This window comes from Campylobacteraceae bacterium, assembly GCA_013215945.1.
In the GTDB taxonomy this organism is placed as follows: domain Bacteria; phylum Campylobacterota; class Campylobacteria; order Campylobacterales; family Arcobacteraceae; genus NORP36.
This window is the reverse complement of sequence record JABSOM010000010.1, coordinates 111891-126935: the sequence shown is the minus strand read 5'-3', so window position 1 is coordinate 126935 and position 15045 is coordinate 111891. Positions and strand designations below refer to the sequence as shown.

Sequence of the window (15045 nt, the reverse complement as noted above, 5' to 3'; positions counted from 1 at the left end):
GTGTGACTGTAGGAGCAGGAGATTCAACTGTCTCTTTAAAACTAAACAATGAATTAGGCTTTTCAAAAACAAAATCTTTAGCAACCTTAGGAAAGGGAGATATCCAAATCTCTGATAAAGAAAATTCAGATGATTTAAGTGCTTTAAATACAGCCTTTTTTGGATAAGATTCTAGTAAAAAAAGGATTTACATTATGATTATGGAATCATTTATTGGATTTATATTGTTTTTTGGGACAGCACTTTTAATGGTGGGAATTTTTCTTTATCTGTATGCTATTGTTACACCATACGATGATTACAAGCTTATTTTTGAAGAAAATAATACAACAGCATCTCTTAGTTTTGGAGGAGCTGTTATTGGGGTTTCTATTCCTTTATACAGCGCACTAGTAAGTTCAGTGTCTTATTTTGATTTTGTTATTTGGGGAAGTGTTGCGATTATTATTCAGTTGATTTTTGCATTTATTGTAACCAGACTTAAAGGGAAGTTTTCACTTGAAGCTAAAATTGAAAAAGATGTTGTTGCGGTTGGAATTTTAATGGCATTTTTATCTATTTGTATAGGACTTTTAAATGCTGGAGCAATGAGTTATTAATTAAAGAAGCGCTCATACTAAACAAGCACCAAATACTTAGGTGCTTGTAACTTAAGGTTTAACCTTATTCAAATACAATCTTCAAGAAGTGATAAAATAGGACTTATAATCTTTTAACATTCTTGTTTTATTCCAGTCTTTAGATACTTAGGGATTATCATTTTCTACTTTCATCTGCTCAAAAACTAAAATAGGTTCAACTACGCTGTATAAAAATGTATTTTTGTTAAAAACTGTTTTTGAAATGATAGCTACAAGTTTCCCTTCTTGAAATACACCACCTCCACTATTAGAAGGAATAGCCAGACAATTACTTCTAATTTCATATTTTTTTGCCAAATCTGTATAATCAAGACTGGTATTAAGTCCTGTAAGAACATTAGGAGCTTTATAAAACACGCAGTTTTTTTCTTTTAGAAGTACATTATAAAACATTCCTTCTTTTGACATAGAATAATAGATGAAGGTCCCCACTTTACTTAGTGTTAGTTTGTTTATTTCTAATTTTGAACGTAGCGTAGTATTTATATAACTTAAGTCAAAATGTATGTTTTTAGAGTCTTTTATTTTACAATGTTTTGCTGTATATATTTTATTATTAGCATGCACGCCATTACAGTTTTTAAATTTTTTAAAATACTCATATTCTTTGTTCAAAATTGGTTTTGAAGAATTAAGGTGTAAGTATTTAGGTATAGCTTCTAAATTATTTTGTAAAAAAGTATATCGTGGAAGTAGGGTGTATATATATTTATCAAGCATTAGTATATTATCGTCCATTGATTCAATTTTAAACTCTGGGTCAGGGTTTTGTACTAAAAAATCTTTAAATTTTATCAAACAATTTTTAGTAGATTTTAAATATATATAAGATAAACGCGTATTGTCACTAAAGCGTTTTGCTTTTTCATATTTGTTAATACACTCATCCCATGTATAAGCATAAATGTTGTTTGAAAGTATTAATAAAGCGAAGAATATCACAAATATTTTTCTCATAATATATAAGTATAACATAGCTTATTATTAGTACAAGCTTAGAAAAAAGCCTAGTTTATGAGCTTAAGAATTAAGCAGAAAATATTTACTGCTTAATTAAAGGTTCTTTTTTTTAGTTTTTTATATCCTATTTTAATAAGATCTAATAGTGGATTTCTGTAGGAGCGAAAAACGTATCTTTTTATAATATAAGCAAGAAGTCCTTTTACATGAACTAAACCATATAAGTTTCCAACTGCGTACTTTCCTCCAAGGGCTATTAAAATACCTTCAAGTTTGGGGTCACATTTTTTTAGTTTTCTTTTTTTGATTTTACGTAGAATATTTCTACCTGCTCTTATGCCACTTTCTCTTGCAATCGTGACATTGGGAGGCATTATCTCGCCTTTTTTATTTTTTATTTCTGCTATATCTCCTATGGCAAAAATATTGTTATGATTTTTTGCTTGTAAATATTCATTTACAATAACTTGCCCTTTTTTATTTTTTTCAAGATCTAAATTAACTGAAACCCTCGAAGCAATAATTCCTCCTGCAAAAATCAAAAAGGAATGATACATTTTAGTTCCATTTGAAAGGTATAAAAAGCCGTCTTCACATTTCACTAGTTTTGTACCCGTTACTACGTTAATACCTAACGATTTAAGCCTGTTATGGCTCATACTGATTAGTTTGGGAGTAAGCCCTGGTAAAATAGTAGCTGAGCTACTAATAAGGGTTATTTTTAAGTTATCACAAGAAAAGTTTCCACGAGTGAAAAACTTTCTAGAATTGTATGCCATTTCTGCAGCAATCTCAACACCAGATAAACCAGCACCAATAACAGCAATATGTGTATCGTCACAAATTTTTGCTTCATCGGCAATCTTTTTAAAAAGCTGGTTTTCAAAACTTTGTTTAAAAAATACTGCATGATGAAGTTTTTTAATATCATTAGCATGATTTAATCCTGTAATACTCTTAGGAAAAAATGTTCTGGTCCCTGCTGCAATAATTAAATAATCAAAACTAAGGATTTCTTTTTCATCCGTATAAATCTCTTTTTTCTCTAAATCTACATTAGAAACTTTTAAATTTTTATACTCTAAGTAGTTGTGATTAAAGCCCATACATAAGGTTGTTAAATCAATAGTAACATCAGCAATTGTAGATTTATTTGCTATTAAATCATAAACTTCAGGTTGTAAATTATGATAAGTGTGTTTGTCAATGAGTGTTATTTTAATATTTTTATTTTTTACTAGTTCTTTTAATGCGTAAATTCCTGCATATCCCCCGCCAATTATTACGACTTTTTCCATTGTTTAGAATCCTTTTATATACTTACATCTAAAATAAATTATATTTGGCTAAGTATATTAAAGCTTTTATTAATTAATAATAAAAATCGATATCAATAAAGAAATATTGAAAATATTAAATCTATGGTTTTAAATGCATTGTTTTTTTAAAGATATCTCTAAAGCTTTCCTACTATTATCACCATTGCTAAAGTAATAATAAACTTCGTAACTCTTCTGTAATTAAAAGAGTATAAACTTTCTTTATAAAGGATAAGTATGCAAGACTTTTATAATTTAGCTATTGGCATTGTTGTTATTGGAATACTTTTAAATATTGCTATATATTATTTTGATAAGTATCAATCAAAAATAAATAAAAGAACCTAAGCTCTTTTATTTATTTTAAACGGATAATATTTTTGCTCAAATTATCACCCGCTTAGGCATTACATCTATTTTATGCTTATTTGATTTATAAAAAACATTGTAATAAATAATTGTTTCAACAAACTTTAAAATGATATTGAGTATCATAACCTTAATAAAACACTCACCTAATAATTGGAGAAATAATGACAAAATTAATGAATTTACAAGATAAAACGATAGAAGTATTAATTGTAGAAGATGAAATAGTATTGGCTTTAGGAATGGAAGCTTCACTAGAGGATTTAGGTTATAAAGTACCTTCCATTACAACAAGTGTAGATGCTGCTTTAAAGAGTCTAAAAGAATATAGTTTTGATATAGTAATTATGGATATTAATTTAAAAGGGAAAAAAACAGGAATTCAAGCTGCAAAAACAATTTGGAAAAAATATCAAATTCCTATAGTATTTTTAACTTCCTCTAACGATGATTCTAAGTTTAAAGATGCAATGGGAAGTGAATCTTATTCCTATTTAACAAAACCTTGTAGGGATAGAAATCTAGATATCGCTATTAAAACTGCTTTACATCAACATAAATATTTTTTTAAAAATCAAGAATGTTTAAAAAAAGACTCTTTGATAATTTTAGCAAAGAACCACAGCTATAATATTGCAAAAAAGATTTTATATAAAAATGATGTAGCGTTAAAATTAAGTGGAAATGAAATTAAGTTTTTTGATGTTTTGGCTTCCAAAGTCGGTGAACCTCTTAGTTTTGATAGAATTATATCGTTTATTTACCGTGATGAGTATTCAGAGCTATCTTTATTAAGAAGTTTAGCGCATAAATTAAGTGCAAAACTTGAAGACGAATTATTTGAAGATGTATATGAGTATGGGTATAGATTAAAACTTTCATAGAATAAAATTCTTTTTCAAAGTGCTTATTTTCTGTAAACCTTTGGGCTTATTAAATATAAAAATTTCATTTACCCAAGAAATGAACTCGATGCTATTTATATAGAAGGAGATGAAGGTTCTTTATTAATTCCAAGCGTGAAATTTAAGCACAATAAAATAATACTTGCCATGATCTGGATCAATATTTATATTAAAAAGTATATTCTTTTTGTAAGATAATGACATTATAATAATTATTTGAGTTATATTGTGTGAAATTTACTACTAATTTTGTATTTAAAATAGATTAATTTTAATAAAATTAAATTATTTATTATTTAAATAATTTAATTTAATATTCTCAAGGATTTAAAAATAATTAGTGATATAACTATTTTGTGGTATCTAATATAATGTATTCTTTAAAAATAGATTTTAGAATATGTCAAAAAATAAAATAAATATTTTATAGAAAAATTATTTATTAAAAATTTGATATTTTTGATAAGCAAATGACAAAAATGTCATAAGTCTGTGTTATACTTTTCCAAAGCACATTTGTAAAGTTCTTTAATTAATTCATTTATTAGAAGTGAGATTAAAGTCTAAGTATATATTATTTGATGTATATTTAGAATATAGAGTTTATATTTGGGATGAAATCTTTAATACTTTAAGGTATTAAATATTTTGAACCATCTATCGTTCTGTCTTTAATTCCTTGGAGTAAATAAAATAATTGGAGGAATATAATGGAAAATTTAAAAAACCCATTAGGTTTAACTGGTATTGAGTTTACAGAGTTTGCATCTGCAGATACACAGTTTATGGAAGATGTGTTTATGGATTTTGGTTTTTCAAAAACACAAAAGTTCGTTGGTAAAGATATTCTACACTTTAGTCAAAATAAAATTCACTTTTTACTTAACAAAGAAAAGGCTGGTTTCTCAGCACAATTCACTAAAACACATGGTCCCGCAATCTCATCTATGGGTTGGCGCGTAAAAAATGCACAATTCGCATATGATGAAGCTGTAAGAAGAGGCGCTAAACCTGCTAATGAAACGGATTTTCCGTATCCTGCTATTTATGGTATTGGTAACAGTCTTATTTATTTTATTGAGGCTTACGAAGGTGAAAATACTATTTGGGATAAAGATTTTGAAGCCTTAGAGAATCCTGTTGTTCAAAAAGATAAGGGTTTTATCGAAATTGATCACTTAACCAATAATGTTTATCAAGGTACCATGGAAAAATGGGCTGATTTTTATAAAAATGTTTTTGGTTTCACTGAAGTTCGATATTTTGATATCAAAGGTGTAAAAACAGCACTCATTTCTTATGCACTTGCAAGTCCTTGTGGAACATTCTGTATTCCTATTAATGAAGGAAAAGGAAGCAAAAACAATCAAATTGATGAATATTTAGATATGTATGATGGTCCAGGTGTGCAGCATTTGGCATTTAGAACAAATGATTTAGTAGCTTCATGTGATTCTTTAGATGCTTCTCATATTGATACCCTTGATATTATTCCTGAGTACTACGATACTATTTGGGACAGAGTTCCTTGGGTTAAAGAAGATAGAAAAAGAATACAACATCACCAAATTTTAGTAGATTCACAAGCCAAAAACACCTACCTTTTACAAATATTTACCAAAAATCTTTTTGGTCCTATTTTTATTGAAATGATTCAAAGAGAAGACGATAAAGGGTTTGGAGAAGGTAACTTCACCGCTTTATTTGAATCTATTGAACGAGAACAAGAAAAACGTGGTGTTCTTTAATCACTCAAAGGAATAAAAGATGAAAATCAAAAAGATACATCATGTTGCTTATCGTTGTAGTGATGCGAAAAATACGGTTTTATGGTACAAAGAACATTTTAATATGGATTTCGTTTTAGCAATAGCTGAAAACGAAGTTCCATCTACGAAACAACCAGATCCTTATATGCATATCTTTTTAGATGCAGGAGCAGGTAATATTTTGGCATTTTTTGAAATACCAACCTATGATGCTCCCATTAAAGATCCAAATACCCCTGATTGGGTACAGCATATTGCTTTTGAAATTGAATCTTATGCAGAATTAGTTGAAACAAAAGATAAATGGGTAAAAGCAGGTCTTGATGTTGTTGGGCCTACGAATCATGGTTTGTTTAAATCTATTTATGTGTTTGATCCAGATGGTCACCGTTTGGAATTAAGTGTAAATGTAGGAAGTAAAGAAGAAGCTGCTTTGGCTATGAAAAAAATGGATGAAGTTAAATGGGCTATGTTAGAAGAATGGTCTGTAACTAAAAGAGCACCAGAACACGCAAAATGGTTGCATAAAGATGAGTTTGAAAGTAAATAAATGAAATTAGCCAGCTTAAAAAACAATACAAGAGATGGACTTTTAGTTCTCGTTAATAAAACTTTGACTTCTTATGTTGAAGTTAAAGATATAGCAAGAACTTTACAAGAAGCATTAGATTCTTGGGAAAAAGTTAAACCTCTTTTAGAAAAAGTGTATAAACAATTAAATAATAATGAGTTATTAGAATCCAAGGTTTTTAAACAAGAGGATTGTGAATCTCCCCTTCCTAGAGCTTATGCTTGGTTGGATGGTTCTGCTTATGTAAATCATGTTGAATTAACCAGAAAAGCAAGAGGAGCTAGTATTCCTAGCTCTTTTTATGAAGACCCTTTGATGTATCAAGGGGGTTCTGATACTTTTTTAGGCCCAAGAGAAAATATTTGTTTAGAAAGCGAATCTTATGGTATTGATTTTGAAGCAGAAGTGGCAGTTATTACCAATGATGTACCTATGTCTTGTACACAAGAAGAAGCTTCTTCACATATTATATTATTGATGTTAATTAATGATGTAAGTTTACGTAATTTAATTCCAGAAGAATTAGCAAAAGGTATTGGTTTTATTCAATCCAAATCTTCTTGTTCTTTTTCTCCTGTTTGTGTAACTCCTGATGAATTAGGTGAGGCTTGGAGTGATGATAAAGTAGCGTTGAGTATTGATGTTTTTTACAATGAAGCTTTATTTGGAAATCCCTTGTGTAATGTAGATATGACTTTTTCATTCTCAAAACTTGTTTCTCATGCTGCTAAAACAAGACACTTAAGTGCTGGAACTATTATTGGTTCTGGAACGGTTTCTAATAAGTTAAATGGTAAAGAAGGCAAAAGTATAGAAGAGGGTGGAAGAGGTTATTCCTGTATCGCAGAAAAACGTATGGTTGAAAAGATTCAAACAGGAAATATTAAAAGTGAATTTATGAAGTTTAATGACAGCATTAAAATTTCAATGAATGATGGTGAGGGAAAAAGTATTTTTGGAGAAATAAAACAAAGTGTAACACAGTATATAAAGTAGAAGGAAGAATATGGAAGAATTTTTAAGCCTAAATCCAAAAGATGAAGCACCTATTGATGTGTATAATTATTTAGTAAGCGCAGTAGCTCCTAGACCTATTGCTTTTGCTAGTACTGTATCTAAAAAAGGAGAAGTAAATCTCTCCCCTTTTAGTTTTTTTAATGTCATTTCTGCCAATCCTCCTATGTTAATCTTTTCTCCTGTAAACAGAGGAAAAGATGCTTCTAAAAAAGATACTTTACTTAATATAGAAGAAACAAAAGAAGTTGTAATTAATATAGTTAATTATGACATGGTGCAACAAATGTCTTTAAGCAGTGCGGATTATCCAAGGGGCGTAAATGAGTTTGAAAAAGCAGGTTTTACTATGCTTCAATCAGAAAAAATAAACCCCTTTAGAGTAAAAGAAGCACCTGTTCAATTTGAATGTATAGTAAAAGATATTATTCATATAGCTCCTAATGGAGGCGCTGGTAATCTTATTATTTGTGAAATTGTAAAAATGCACTTTAATAAAAACATTTTAACGCCTAAAAATAGAATAGACCCTTATAAAATAGATTTAGTAGCACGCGCTGGGGGTAATTTTTACACAAGAGCACAAACAGGATACTTTGAAATAGCAAAACCCTTTGGAGCTTTAGGTATTGGTTTTGATAATCTTCCAAAAGAGATAATAAACAGCAAAATTTTAAGTGGAAATGATTTAGGAAAACTAGCAAGTGTAGAAGTTTTACCAAATGAAGAAGAAATAAAAGACTTTAAAAATAATATTAAAAGTGATATAAATAGCCATGAATTAGCAAAAGCCTATTTAGAAAAAGATGAAATAATGAAAGCTTGGCTGGTTTTATTATAAAATACCTTTAAAAGCTCAAAAATATAAGAACATAATATAGAGAAATTGCACAAGATAGGGCTTTTAGTCATATAAGTTTAAGTTTTTCTTAAGTTTTTTATAAAGAAAAATCCATTATAATCCTACGAATATTTAGTTACAAAACAGTTACAAAAGGTTTATTTTGAATATCAGTAAAATTGATACAGTTACAACTAACTCTCTATCGGCATTTGCTAAGTTTTCTTTGGCATTACTTTTTATAGTTTTAGTATTTATTTGGTCGTATACCGTTCATGAAGGTTTACCTAATAATACATTTTTAGTTTTGGGTGCTGTATTTGGTGCATATATGGCTATGAATATTGGTGCGAATGATGTTGCAAATAATGTAGGGCCTGCTGTTGGGTCTAAAGCTATAACAATGATGTGGGCTATTATATTAGCTGCTGTTTTTGAGGCTTTAGGTGCTTTTATTGCTGGTGGAGATGTTGTCAAAACCATTAAAAAAGGAATTATTGATCCTGCTTTAATTTCTGATCCCGAAGTATTTATTTGGGTCATGGCAGCTGCTTTATTATCAGCAGCAATTTGGCTTAATTTTGCAACTGCTATAGGTGCTCCTGTTTCTACTACTCATTCTATTGTAGGTGGAGTTATGGGATCCGGTATTGCTGCTGCTGGTTTTTCTATTGTTGCTTGGGGAACGATGGCAAAAATTGCTGCATCATGGATTATTTCTCCTTTATTAGGTGGTATTATCGCCGCGGCTTTCTTATTTTTTATTAAGAAAAAAATCATGTATAAAAAAGATATGATACAAAGTGCCAAAAATATTGTTCCTTATTTAATAGCACTGATGACTTTTGTATTTTCTACGTATTTAATTTTAAAAGGTTTAAAAAAACTGATTAAGTTAGATTTATTTGAAGCAGCTGGAATAGCGCTACTTCTTGCAGTTCTTGTATTTATTATTGTTAAACCTTTTATTGTAAAAGCGGCTTCAAAACTTGACAATACAAGAGTTCAGGTCAATACTTTATTTACTATTCCTTTAATTTTTGCAGCTGCTTTACTTTCTTTTGCTCATGGTGCAAATGATGTTGCAAATGCAATTGGACCTTTGGCTGCTATAAATGATGCGGTTGTAAATATGGGAGTATCTTCAAAAGTTGAGATTCCTTTGTGGATTATGGGAATAGGGGCTTTAGGTATTGCTGTTGGTTTAGCATTGTATGGCCCTAAGCTTATTAAAACAGTTGGAAGTGAAATCACTGAGCTTGATCAAGTTAGAGCGTTCTCTATAGCTATGGCTGCTGCTATTACTGTTATTATTGCCTCACAGCTTGGACTTCCTGTTTCTTCTACGCATATTGCAGTGGGAGGAGTATTTGGAGTTGGTTTTTTACGTGAATATTTAGATTCATCTGAAAGCAAAATGATTTCACAAATGAGAAAACGACTTAAAAGAGATAAAAAGATTTTGAACTCATTTGAAAGTGAACTCTCTAGTATAGAAAAGATTGAAAAAAAATCAAAAAGTGATTATCAAAGAATTGTAGAATTGTATAAATTAATTGATAATAATATTGAAGTAGTAAAAGAAGACAAAAAACAATTTAAATCTGCTAAGAGCGTAAAATATGTAAAAAGAGATGCTGTTAAAAAGATTATTGCTGCTTGGGTTATTACTGTTCCTGCTGCTGCTTTACTCTCTGCTAGTGTGTTTTTTATGATAAAAGGTATTATGTCATAAGATATTCACAAAGAGGCTTAGCGCTTTTATGATAAAATCCTTTATTATTTTATAAAGGATTCTTTATCGAAGCTCTTACTTCTGTTGCCACTATCTATTTATTAATAGTTATTGGTTTTTTACTTAAAAAAATTTTTAAAGATGAAATTCACGAAAAAAGTTTTGTTTTATTAAGTTTATATTTTTTACAACCTATTCTAGTTTTTTGGGGATTAACCAGAGAAAAACTAGACTTCGATTTTTTCATTTCTCCCTTGATATATTTTTCTGCTATTTTTATAGTACTTTTAATGGCATTGATTTATGTGCGTTTTGTATTTAATAATAGCAATGATAAAGCACTTTTTTTAGCCTCAGCTCTTGTTGGAAATACTGGGAACTTAGGAATTCCTTTAGGTATTGCTTTATTTGGGGTTTCATCTGTTCCTTATACTTCAATATTAAATATAGCAAATATATTTTTCATTTTTATTTTTTCTGTATATTTTTTAGCTGGAGAGAAATTCTCTCTTATAAAATCTTTAAAAAATATTTTTAAAATTCCTGCAATAACAGTTACTTTTTTTGCTATTTTATTTAATTATTTTGATTTTACACTTAATATGCATTTTGATAAAGTTTTTACAATGGCCGCATATACTGCTATTGTTATGCAATTAATTGTTTTTGGTATTTTTATGAGCCAAATTTCAATCAAAAAAGCAAATTGGAAATTAAGTCTTAATGTTGTTTTATTCAAACATATTATTTTACCACTAGTAGGTCTTATTGGTTTGGTTTATTTTGAAGTAGAACCTTTTCTTGCTTCTATAATTTTCTTGGAATTAATGGTACCTTTGGCTATTAACAATGTTAATTTGGCTTCTTTGTTTAACAGAAATCCTATAGATGCAACCTTTAGTATTTTAGTAAGTACAATCGTTTTTGTAGCCCTTATTTATGTTTATCTATTAATCATAAATCATTTTTTTAAAGTTGTATAAATGTGTGGAATTTTAGGTTTTAATTTTACTTCATCTTCTTTAACTCAGGCTATTTCTCATATTAAGAGTAGGGGGCCTGATAATACAGGGCAATCTTTTTACGAGAACAATACTTTTGCTCATACACGCTTAGCTATTATTGACTTGGACAAAGAAGCGAATCAGCCCATGCATTTTGATGATTTAATTCTTGTTTTTAATGGTGAAATATACAATTATAAAGATTTGATTATTGAAGAAAATCTTAAGTGTATTACTTCCTCTGATTCAGAAGTCATAATTCGTTTGTATCAAAAATATGGTATTGATTTTTTAAATAAACTAAATGGTATGTTCTCTTTTTGTTTATTCGATAAAAGTACAAATAAATATTTTTGTGCGAGGGATCGTTATGGGAAAAAACCATTTTTTTATTATCTAAAAGACGGCCAATTTATATTTTCTTCATCTATTAAATCAATACTTGCCATCTTGCCTAAAAAACCAAAACTAAATAAAGTTGCACTTGCCCAGTATTTGCAATATTTTGTGCCTTTGGGTGAGAATACTTTTTATCAAGACATCAAAAAACTAGAAGCATCTTCGTATTTAATATATGAAAATAAGAAGTGTTTTATAAAAAAATATTACAAAATCAATACGTATAAACGTTATAAAGATGAGAAAGAAGCTTTAATTGGTATTGAAAATGAATTAATTTCTGCAGTTGAGCGTCGTTTAGTAGGAGATGTAGAAGTAGGGTCCTTATTAAGTGGTGGGATTGATAGTTCTTTGATTTCATCTTTATACACAAAAATCTCTGGAAAAAAGATTCATACTTTTTCTGTGGGATACAAAGAGTATAAAAACTATGATGAACTAGAGTATGCCAAAACTGCATCTTTGCATATAGGTTCGCAACACCATCCTTTAGAAATAGGACAAAAAGACTTTATTGATTCACTTGAAGAGGTATTTGATGCTTTGGAAGAACCTCATGCAGATGCTGCTGCTATCCCTTTGTATCATTTAACAAAAAAGATCAATAAAATGGGAATTAAAACTGTATTAAGTGGCGAAGGAAGTGATGAACTCTTTTTAGGTTACGATAATTATGCAAAATTTCTTAAGTATTATGAGTTCCAAGAGAGTTTGAAAACTCCTCAGAATGATTTTTTAAATTCCATTATCTCTGCTTTACAAAACAATACAAAAGAGAGTGAGTATTTAAGAAGAATAGTTAAAAAAGAAACCTTGTATAACAGTTTTGGAGAAATATATACTGATATACAAATCAAACGATTGTTTGTTAAAAGACCTACTTACAAAAAAGAAAAACCTAAGAGTGACCCTGTTGACTGGATGTCTTATGCGGATTTGAAAGTATGGTTGGGTCAAGCTCTTTTATCAAAAGTTGATAAAATTTCAATGGCTAATTCACTTGAAGTCAGAACACCCTTTTTAGATGTCAATTTAGTTAATTATGTATTTGCTATTGATTCTAAGTTAAAAGTAGGAAATACCAACAAATATCTACTAAAAAAAATAGCCAGTAAATATATTCCTGATGAAATTATAACTAGAAGTAAGAAGGGATTTAATTCTCCTTTTAATGAATGGATTTTTGCTGAATACGGAAACAGTATTTTTGATTTGATTAAAGAAGTCAATGATGAAAGTTCTTTATTTAATGAAAGTTATTTAGAACATATTTTTATCTTAGCAAAAAACAAAAAATTCAAACAACATCTTTGGGCAATATACGTTTTTTCAAAATGGTATAAAAAAGAATATATGTAAATAATAATTAGCGTTATATTATAAAAACCATTTTATGCCCTAATACTTTTTTTCATTTTTAAGCTTCATATTTTATTATTTATTGTTTTTAATTATGAGAAATTTCTATAATTTCTCATTTCACTTTTATTCCTTTTAGCTAATAAAATAATTTTAATCCATAGATATATTATTCTATAATATCTTCTTATCTTCTCCTTGATTTTCTATTTTTTTTCAATATAATAGGTAAATTTTCAGCTTTTATATTATATTTTATGTATTTTTTTAAAAATAAACATTTTTATATACTTTTTGTTATAATTATGTCTTAATAAAACTAGATAAAATTAGAAATAAATATTTATACTGATAAAGGTGCTATATAATGAATAATAAAGTTGGTAGACCCATTACTAAAAAAAATAGAGTTAAAATTGGTCTTTCTCTTGAAGGAGAAAGTAATAATGTCTTGAACAAATTAACAATACTTTGTGGAAAAACGAAAAGTAGAATCATAGAAGAAGCAATTGACTTATATTATGAAAAAGAGATTGGGTCTAGGAAGCATAAAAATAATTTTACTGAATTAAGCGCTATGGAAAACTTTAGAAATTATATGGGAACAAATAAACGTTCTTAAATTCTTATTAAATATTATTTTGCTAATATTTAATATATTTTATTAGGGAGAAACAATGAAATCAAATTTTTTAAAAATAATTTTAACTTTTTCACTTTTATTTGCAAGTTCTTTATTTGGAAAAGAAAAAGTGTATAAATTAAAATTAGCTACTACATGGGGACCAACAGCAATACCTTTAATTGATGCACCAAAGAATATGGCTGCAATGGTTAAAAAAATGTCTAATGGGCGTTTACTTATTAAAGTAGATGCTTCTAATAAACACAAAGCACCTTTAGGTATCTTAGATATGGTTAAGGGGGGTCAATATGATATGGGCCATTCTACTTCATATTTTTGGAAGGGTAAAGATATTGATACTTTGCCTTTTACTACTATGCCTTTTGGTATGACTGCTTTAGAGCAGTACGCTTGGTTTTACAACGGTGGTGGAATGGAATTAATGCAAAAAGCCTATGCTAAACATAAGGTTCTTTCTTTTCCTGGTGGAAATACGGGTGTTCAAATGGGTGGATGGTTTCAAAAAGAAATTAAAACACTTGAAGATTTAAAAGGTTTAAAAATGAGAATTCCTGGTTTTGCTGGTGAAATAATGGCAGAACTTGGTGTTTTGGTTACAAATTTAGCACCTGGTGAGTTATACACTGCGCTGGAGCGTGGAACTATTGATGCTTTAGAGTGGGTTGGACCTTCTATGGATATTAAAATGGGATTTCATAAAATCGCATCTTATTATTATACGGGTTGGCATGAACCAGGTGCTGAAACTCAGTATTTAGTGAATAAAAAGTCTTTCAATAAACTTCCAAAAGATTTACAAGAAATTTTAATTGTTGCAATGAGAGCCTCTGCTTATGATATGTTTATTCAAAACTACCACTTAAGCGGTCTTGCTTTAGGAAAAATGTTAAAAGAATATCCAAATATTAAAATTAAAGCTTTTCCAAAAGAAGTAATGGATGGAATGAAAAAAGCCAATACCCTTTTACGAGAGGTAGTATCGAAAAAATCTGCTTTATTAAAAGAAGTACTTGATCACCAAGCATCATACTTAAAACAAGTTAGACCTTGGTCAGAAATGTCTGATTATTTATATCTAAGAGATAATCTTACAAAATAACACAGAGTTTTTTCTGTGTTAATTTATACAAAGAAATAAAACATATTTTTATTTCTTTGTTTTATTCCCAAAAATCCTTTAACTCATTTTTTTCTTTTTTATTGTCTTCATCAGAGAGTTCTTCAATATCTTTTAAGGCTTTTTGTACTTTTTTTTCTTCAAGTTCATCTTCATTTTTTACTTTTGGTTTTTTAGATTTTTTTTCTTCTTTTAATATCATATATTCACTCATTATCTCTTCATATTTATTAAAATCTATTAAGATGAAACTGGGTTTCCCATCTCTTAAAATAACTGCTTTATCTATTTCACCTTTTTGAACACTGTTAAAAACTTTTTTACTTTTTCTTACCAACTCAGTAGCTGAGATCATTTCTTTGGATGTGTATTGTAAATAATTCATTTTATTTCCTG

15 protein-coding genes are annotated in these 15045 nt (G+C 28.6%); 12 read left to right on the top strand and 3 right to left on the bottom strand.

From position 1 onward, the window contains the following. Both HRT41_11610 and HRT41_11605 read left to right on the top strand, forming a co-directional pair. Positions 1 to 167: hypothetical protein (locus HRT41_11610; GenBank protein NQY24667.1), on the top strand; the 167-nt coding region annotated here is incomplete at its 5' end. 27 nt (positions 168 to 194) lie between these two features. Next, on the top strand, positions 195 to 599 hold the full coding sequence (locus tag HRT41_11605; protein NQY24666.1) for a DUF350 domain-containing protein: 405 nt from the start codon (positions 195 to 197) through the stop codon (positions 597 to 599). A 147-nt stretch (positions 600 to 746) separates the two neighbouring features. Here HRT41_11605 and HRT41_11600 read toward each other — a convergent pair whose 3' ends face one another. Together HRT41_11600 and HRT41_11595 are read right to left on the bottom strand one after the other, a co-directional pair. After that, positions 747 to 1598, bottom strand: a complete 852-nt coding sequence (locus HRT41_11600) for a hypothetical protein (GenBank protein ID NQY24665.1) — start codon at positions 1596 to 1598, stop codon at positions 747 to 749. Positions 1599 to 1690: 92 nt separating this feature from the next. After that, positions 1691 to 2899, bottom strand: coding sequence for an FAD-dependent oxidoreductase (locus HRT41_11595; GenBank protein NQY24664.1), 1209 nt, complete (start codon positions 2897 to 2899; stop codon positions 1691 to 1693). A gap of 554 nt (positions 2900 to 3453) precedes the next feature. Here HRT41_11595 and HRT41_11590 point away from each other — a divergent pair. The 10 genes from HRT41_11590 to dctP all read left to right on the top strand — a co-directional run bounded on the left by HRT41_11590 (position 3454) and on the right by dctP (position 14631). After that, positions 3454 to 4173, top strand: coding sequence for a response regulator (locus tag HRT41_11590; GenBank protein ID NQY24663.1), 720 nt, complete (start codon positions 3454 to 3456; stop codon positions 4171 to 4173). A 731-nt stretch (positions 4174 to 4904) separates the two neighbouring features. Beyond that, positions 4905 to 5942 (top strand): 4-hydroxyphenylpyruvate dioxygenase, encoded by a 1038-nt coding sequence (hppD, locus tag HRT41_11585; protein ID NQY24662.1) that lies wholly within the window; start codon positions 4905 to 4907, stop codon positions 5940 to 5942. A gap of 19 nt (positions 5943 to 5961) precedes the next feature. Then, complete coding sequence (locus HRT41_11580) at positions 5962 to 6513, top strand: VOC family protein (GenBank protein NQY24661.1); 552 nt, start codon at positions 5962 to 5964, stop codon at positions 6511 to 6513. Beyond that, positions 6514 to 7530, top strand: a complete 1017-nt coding sequence (locus HRT41_11575; GenBank protein NQY24660.1) for a fumarylacetoacetate hydrolase family protein — start codon at positions 6514 to 6516, stop codon at positions 7528 to 7530. A gap of 10 nt (positions 7531 to 7540) precedes the next feature. Continuing rightward, positions 7541 to 8389 carry a flavin reductase family protein gene (locus tag HRT41_11570; GenBank protein NQY24659.1) on the top strand — a complete coding sequence of 283 codons (849 nt, stop codon included), beginning with the start codon at positions 7541 to 7543 and terminating at the stop codon, positions 8387 to 8389. A 160-nt stretch (positions 8390 to 8549) separates the two neighbouring features. Continuing rightward, on the top strand, positions 8550 to 10124 hold the full coding sequence (locus HRT41_11565; protein ID NQY24658.1) for an inorganic phosphate transporter: 1575 nt from the start codon (positions 8550 to 8552) through the stop codon (positions 10122 to 10124). A 65-nt stretch (positions 10125 to 10189) separates the two neighbouring features. Continuing rightward, positions 10190 to 11107 (top strand): AEC family transporter, encoded by a 918-nt coding sequence (locus HRT41_11560; GenBank protein NQY24657.1) that lies wholly within the window; start codon positions 10190 to 10192, stop codon positions 11105 to 11107. Next, positions 11108 to 12886: an asparagine synthase (glutamine-hydrolyzing) gene (gene asnB, locus HRT41_11555; protein NQY24656.1), complete on the top strand. Its 1779-nt coding sequence runs from the start codon at positions 11108 to 11110 to the stop codon at positions 12884 to 12886. It abuts the gene before it with no gap. Positions 12887 to 13253: 367 nt separating this feature from the next. Next, a complete protein-coding gene (locus tag HRT41_11550) occupies positions 13254 to 13508 on the top strand; it encodes a hypothetical protein (GenBank protein NQY24655.1) in 255 nt (84 codons plus the stop codon). 55 nt (positions 13509 to 13563) lie between these two features. Further along, positions 13564 to 14631, top strand: coding sequence for a TRAP transporter substrate-binding protein DctP (dctP, locus tag HRT41_11545; GenBank protein NQY24654.1), 1068 nt, complete (start codon positions 13564 to 13566; stop codon positions 14629 to 14631). Positions 14632 to 14692: 61 nt separating this feature from the next. Here dctP and HRT41_11540 read toward each other — a convergent pair whose 3' ends face one another. Next, positions 14693 to 15034, bottom strand: coding sequence for a hypothetical protein (locus tag HRT41_11540; GenBank protein ID NQY24653.1), 342 nt, complete (start codon positions 15032 to 15034; stop codon positions 14693 to 14695). Positions 15035 to 15045: the final 11 nt, after the last annotated feature.

Bases quoted from the DNA above. Each gene is read 5' to 3' on its own strand.
- HRT41_11605 (NQY24666.1), top strand. From the start codon at position 195: ATGATTATGGAATCATTTATTGGATTTATATTGTTTTTTGGGACAGCA.
- HRT41_11600 (NQY24665.1), bottom strand. From the start codon at position 1,598: ATGAGAAAAATATTTGTGATATTCTTCGCTTTATTAATACTTTCAAAC.
- HRT41_11595 (NQY24664.1), bottom strand. From the start codon at position 2,899: ATGGAAAAAGTCGTAATAATTGGCGGGGGATATGCAGGAATTTACGCA.
- HRT41_11590 (NQY24663.1), top strand. From the start codon at position 3,454: ATGACAAAATTAATGAATTTACAAGATAAAACGATAGAAGTATTAATT.
- hppD (NQY24662.1), top strand. From the start codon at position 4,905: ATGGAAAATTTAAAAAACCCATTAGGTTTAACTGGTATTGAGTTTACA.
- HRT41_11580 (NQY24661.1), top strand. From the start codon at position 5,962: ATGAAAATCAAAAAGATACATCATGTTGCTTATCGTTGTAGTGATGCG.
- HRT41_11575 (NQY24660.1), top strand. From the start codon at position 6,514: ATGAAATTAGCCAGCTTAAAAAACAATACAAGAGATGGACTTTTAGTT.
- HRT41_11570 (NQY24659.1), top strand. From the start codon at position 7,541: ATGGAAGAATTTTTAAGCCTAAATCCAAAAGATGAAGCACCTATTGAT.
- asnB (NQY24656.1), top strand. From the start codon at position 11,108: ATGTGTGGAATTTTAGGTTTTAATTTTACTTCATCTTCTTTAACTCAG.
- HRT41_11550 (NQY24655.1), top strand. From the start codon at position 13,254: ATGAATAATAAAGTTGGTAGACCCATTACTAAAAAAAATAGAGTTAAA.
- dctP (NQY24654.1), top strand. From the start codon at position 13,564: ATGAAATCAAATTTTTTAAAAATAATTTTAACTTTTTCACTTTTATTT.
- HRT41_11540 (NQY24653.1), bottom strand. From the start codon at position 15,034: ATGAATTATTTACAATACACATCCAAAGAAATGATCTCAGCTACTGAG.